Consider the following 4,293-nt stretch of genomic DNA (forward strand, 5'->3'; position numbering starts at 1 on the left):
CGCCTGCGGCACGCCCTTGGGCTGGCGCTGCCCGGGGGCATTGGCCTGGCCGGGTTGCGGCGGCGCGTTGGCAAGCGCCGGCGGCGGTACGTTTTGCGGAATCACCGTCGTACCGGGAGGCGGCGCCAGAGGCTGCGATTGCACCTGCCCCGGCATCGCCGAACTTTGTCCGGACGGCGCACGGTTCGGCGCCGGCAGCACGCGTCCCTGCGGCGGCAGATCCGGAACCTCCTCTTCCTCGTCGGGCGGCGGTGCCTGATCCCGGCCACCGCGCGGAATATTGGCGGGCGGACGCGGCACGGGATCGGAAAAGATATTGCCGATCTGCGCCCGCGCGGGCGGCGCAAGCGAGAGTCCCATGGCGGCAACAAGGGCCGCAAAGCTGGCCAAAACGATGGTTCGAAGCATCTCGCGCGGCTTTAAGAGGGACGAATCGGGCCTGTCGATCATTGTCCAGGGGGCACGGCTTTGACGGCCGCTCGCAGGTCATCCGGTTAACATGCCGAATACGGCGGGGAAAGGGCCACAAGCCGCCCCCTCAGCCACCCCCTCGCCCGGCTCTGGTCAGGGCCGGCTCCGGATGAAATAGTTCCGCGCTTGATGACGCGTCCGCGCGCCCCGGCGCGGCTCCCAACAGGAAATCCGGATTGAACCGGAGAAGCGAGGAAACATGCCCGATCGCATTCGTCTGGACGGCCGCATCGCCGTCGTGACCGGCGCTGCCGGCGTCATCGGCAGCGCGACCATCGGCCTGTTGGCCGAACGCGGCGCGCGGATCGTTGCCGTCGACCGCAAGCGCGAGGAGCTCGAGGCCGCGATCAACGCGCTGCCCAGCTCGGCCGAGGCGCTCGCAGTGGTCGCCGACGTCACCGAAGAGGATGAAGTTGCCGACTACGTCCGCGCCGCCGTCGACCGGTTCGGCAGCGTCGACGTGTTCTACAACAACGCCGGCATCGAGGGCGAGGTCAAGCCGATCACACGATACAGCCTTGAGGCGTTTCGCAAGGTGATCGACGTCAACGTGGTCGGCGTGTTCCTGGGCCTGAAGCATGTGCTGCCGGTGATGCTGAAGCAGAACAGGGGCAGCATCATCAACACCGCCTCGATCGCCGGGCTGGTGGGCTCGCCGCAGATCGCGGTCTATAGCGCGAGCAAGCATGCGGTGATCGGGCTCACCAAGAGCGCGGCATGGGAATGCACCGGCACTGACGTACGCGTCAATTGCGTCTGCCCCGGCCTGATCGACAGCCGCATGCTCTCTGCCATCCTCGACGGCCGCAAGGCCGGCAACGCACCGACGCCGCCGGAGAAGATCGTCGAGCGGATTCCCGCGCGCCGGCTGGGGCTGGCCAGCGAGGTCGCCTCCATCGTCGCGTTCCTGGCATCCGATGAGGCGAGCTATGTCTCGGGCTCGGCCTATACCGTCGATGGCGGACGCACCGCGGCGTGACGGCGCGACCAGGCGCATGCGATAGCATCGACGCATCCTCGTCGAAAGTACCCGGCGGGATCGGCGCCTGGCTGAAGACGTTGGATCAGCAATTCGATCCAAAGCGCCTGGCAACAGACGGTAACGAGACGTGACTTTGTTTCGCCGCTGCGTTGCCCCATGTTCGGCACCATCTCACGCAAACCGCGAGCAGACCAGCGCATGCCCATCAGCCTGCAGAGAATTCTTGCGCTCCCGGTGCAGGCGCTGAGCTGGCTCGGCGGCCAGGGCACGCGCGCGATCGCGGCCCTGGTGTTCATCGGGCTTGCGGTCCCGCCGCTCGGCACGCTGCTCAAGCCGTTCGTCACCGAGGCGGTGTTTCTCCTGCTCTGCATTTCCTTCATGCGGGTCGACACCGGCGCGCTGCGCGCCTATCTGCGGCGGCCGGGCATCGTGATCGCGGCAACGGTCTGGACCACGATCGGGGTGCCGTTGATCGTCGGTACCGGCGCGCATGCGGCCGGCATCGACCTGCACGCGCCGGGGCTGTTCCTGGCCTTGATGCTGCAGGCGGTCGCCTCGCCGATGATGGCCGGCCCCTCGCTTGCGGCCCTGATGGGCCTCGATGCGACGCTGGTCCTGGTCACGCTCGTGGCCGGCACGGCGCTCATTCCCGTAACGGCGCCGCTGTTTGCCTATCTGTTCCTGGACGGCGTGCTGACGCTGTCGCCACTCGGGCTCGGGCTGAAGCTCGCCGCGATCCTGGCAGGCGCAGTCGCGGTCGCGGCCGCGATCCGCTGGCGCGCGGGCGCCACCGCCATCAAGCAGCACCGGCTGCCGATCGACGGATTCAACATCCTGATCCTGCTTGTCTTCGTCGCGGCCGTCATGGGCGACGTCGCCGCGAAGGTGTTGGCCGACCCGGTCGGGATGATCGGCCTCGCGGCGCTCGCCTTCGCGGTCTCTGTCCTGCTGCTCGCCGTGACTATGCTGATCTTCCGCAGGCTCGGCCGCGACCGTGCGCTGGCGCTCGGCATGATGGTGTCCCAGCGCAATATGGGGCTGATGCTCGCCGCCACCGATGGCGTGGTGCCGGGGACGACATGGCTCTATTTCGCGCTGTGCCAATTTCCGATCTATCTGGCGCCTCAGCTGCTCAAGCCGCTGGTGCGAAGGGTAAGCGCGCCCGCAATGCCCGCCGTCACCGAAGCCGCCGACGCCTGAGCCGCGATCACCAGTCCGACCGGCGCGGACTCGCCGGATCCGGCGCCCCTCGCTATAGATCGGCCATGGAATCGTCCGCCTCGATCGAGATCGCCCGGCATACGCTGCTCGCCTGCGGGCTGATCCTGGCGATCGGCACGCTCGCAGCCTTCGTGGCGCAGAGAATTCGGATTCCGGATGTCGCGGTCTTCCTGCTGGCGGGGATCGCGATCGGCCCGCACACGCTGGCGCTGATCGAGATTCCCGCAAGCTCGGCGCTGAACCAGGTCGTCCTGTTGTTCGGCGCGAGCTACATCCTGTTCGATGGCGGGGCCGCGCTGCGATTGCGGGTGCTGAAAGAGGTCTGGATCACCCTGGTGGTGATCGCGACCGCGGGCGTGCTGATCACCGCCGGCATCGTCGGGCTCGCAGCCCACGCCGTGTTCGGCCTGCCGCCGCTGATAGCCCTGCTGCTCGGCTCGACACTGGCCTCGACCGATCCGGCAACCTTGATGCCGATCTTTCGCCAGATCCGGATTCGCGAGCGCGTCGCGCAGACCGTCGTCAGCGAGTCGGCGTTCAACGACCCCTTGAGCGCGATCCTGACCTTCACGCTGCTGGCGCTGGTGAGCGGTGGCGGCGACTTCTCGCTTGCGAACGCGCTGTTCGCGCTGGTCAAGCAATCCGCGATCGGGATCGGCGCCGGCATCGCGCTCGGCCTCTTGGCGGCGCTCTTGATCGCGCACGAGAAATGGGCGTTCCTGTCCGAATACGCGCCGGTCGTGACGCTGATCGCCGTGGTCGGCGCCTATTTCGCGGCCAGCGACCTGCAGGCCTCGGGCTTCATGGCGGTGTTCGTGTGCGGCGTGATGCTCGGCAACAAGGAAAGTTTCGGCTTCAAGATGGAGCCGGGCGAAGCGCAGAAGCTCGACGAATTCGTGCTGACCACGGCCTTCATCATGCGCCTGTTCATCTTCATCCTGCTGGGGACCCAGATCGATTTTGCCGAAGTCGGCCAGCACTGGCGTGGCAGCGTCGCAGTCGTCACGGTCCTGATGCTGGTGGCGCGGCCGCTGACCGTGTTTCTCTGCGCCCTGCCCGACCGCCGCGCGCGTTGGAGTTTCGCCGAACTCGTGTTCATGTGCTGGACGCGGGAGACCGGCGTCATTCCCGCGGCGCTTGCCGGGCTGCTGCTCGGCATCAAGGCGCCCGGCGCGCACGTGATCGCCTCCGTCACCTTCGTCGCCATCCTGATGACGATCCTGATCCAGGCCCCGACCACCGGATGGCTCGGCCGCCGGCTCGGGCTGATGGAGGCGAAGGAGGCGCCATGAGCACGGCGGGCCGCGATCGGGGCGGCGCAAGCGTCTCGATTGCGGGCAAAATGGCGAGGCTTCCACCACCCTTCCACCCCTTGTGTGTGTCCCCCTATAACCCCCAGGGTGGCGGAACACCCACCCTGCCTTTGCGGCGCGGTGGGCGCCCCCGGATGAGCCGTGCAGCGTCTATTGCTGCGTCGCAACGCGCGCGTTAGGCTCCGCAAAGCTTGGTGCAGGAGAGATGCGTGCCCCCATCGGACGACAGCAGGATTTCGGAAGATCGCCGCGAGGCGCTGCGCTACGCGCTGGCGATCGGCAGCGGCGCGGCGCTCGCCTCCACGC

General features: G+C 67.7%; 3 protein-coding genes and 1 pseudogene. 3 read left to right on the forward strand and 1 reads right to left on the reverse strand.

What is annotated here, in order from left to right:
• Nucleotides 1-408, reverse strand: a pseudogene (locus tag WCB02_RS35620) (DUF2155 domain-containing protein); the annotation flags it as partial.
• A 262-nt stretch (nt 409-670) separates the two neighbouring features.
• Between WCB02_RS35620 and WCB02_RS35625 the strand changes: the two are divergent.
• From WCB02_RS35625 to WCB02_RS35635, 3 genes are all read left to right on the forward strand, one after another.
• On the forward strand, nt 671-1,450 hold the full coding sequence (locus WCB02_RS35625; protein WP_423966155.1) for an SDR family NAD(P)-dependent oxidoreductase: 780 nt from the start codon (nt 671-673) through the stop codon (nt 1,448-1,450).
• Nucleotides 1,451-1,651: 201 nt separating this feature from the next.
• Nucleotides 1,652-2,653: a Na+-dependent transporter gene (locus WCB02_RS35630; RefSeq protein WP_423966157.1), complete on the forward strand. Its 1,002-nt coding sequence runs from the start codon at nt 1,652-1,654 to the stop codon at nt 2,651-2,653.
• A gap of 65 nt (nt 2,654-2,718) precedes the next feature.
• On the forward strand, nt 2,719-3,966 hold the full coding sequence (locus WCB02_RS35635) for a cation:proton antiporter (protein ID WP_423966160.1): 1,248 nt from the start codon (nt 2,719-2,721) through the stop codon (nt 3,964-3,966).
• Nucleotides 3,967-4,293 lie beyond the last annotated feature (327 nt).

It is taken from the genome of Bradyrhizobium sp., assembly GCF_049581145.1.
Taxonomy (GTDB): Bacteria; Pseudomonadota; Alphaproteobacteria; order Rhizobiales; family Xanthobacteraceae; genus Bradyrhizobium.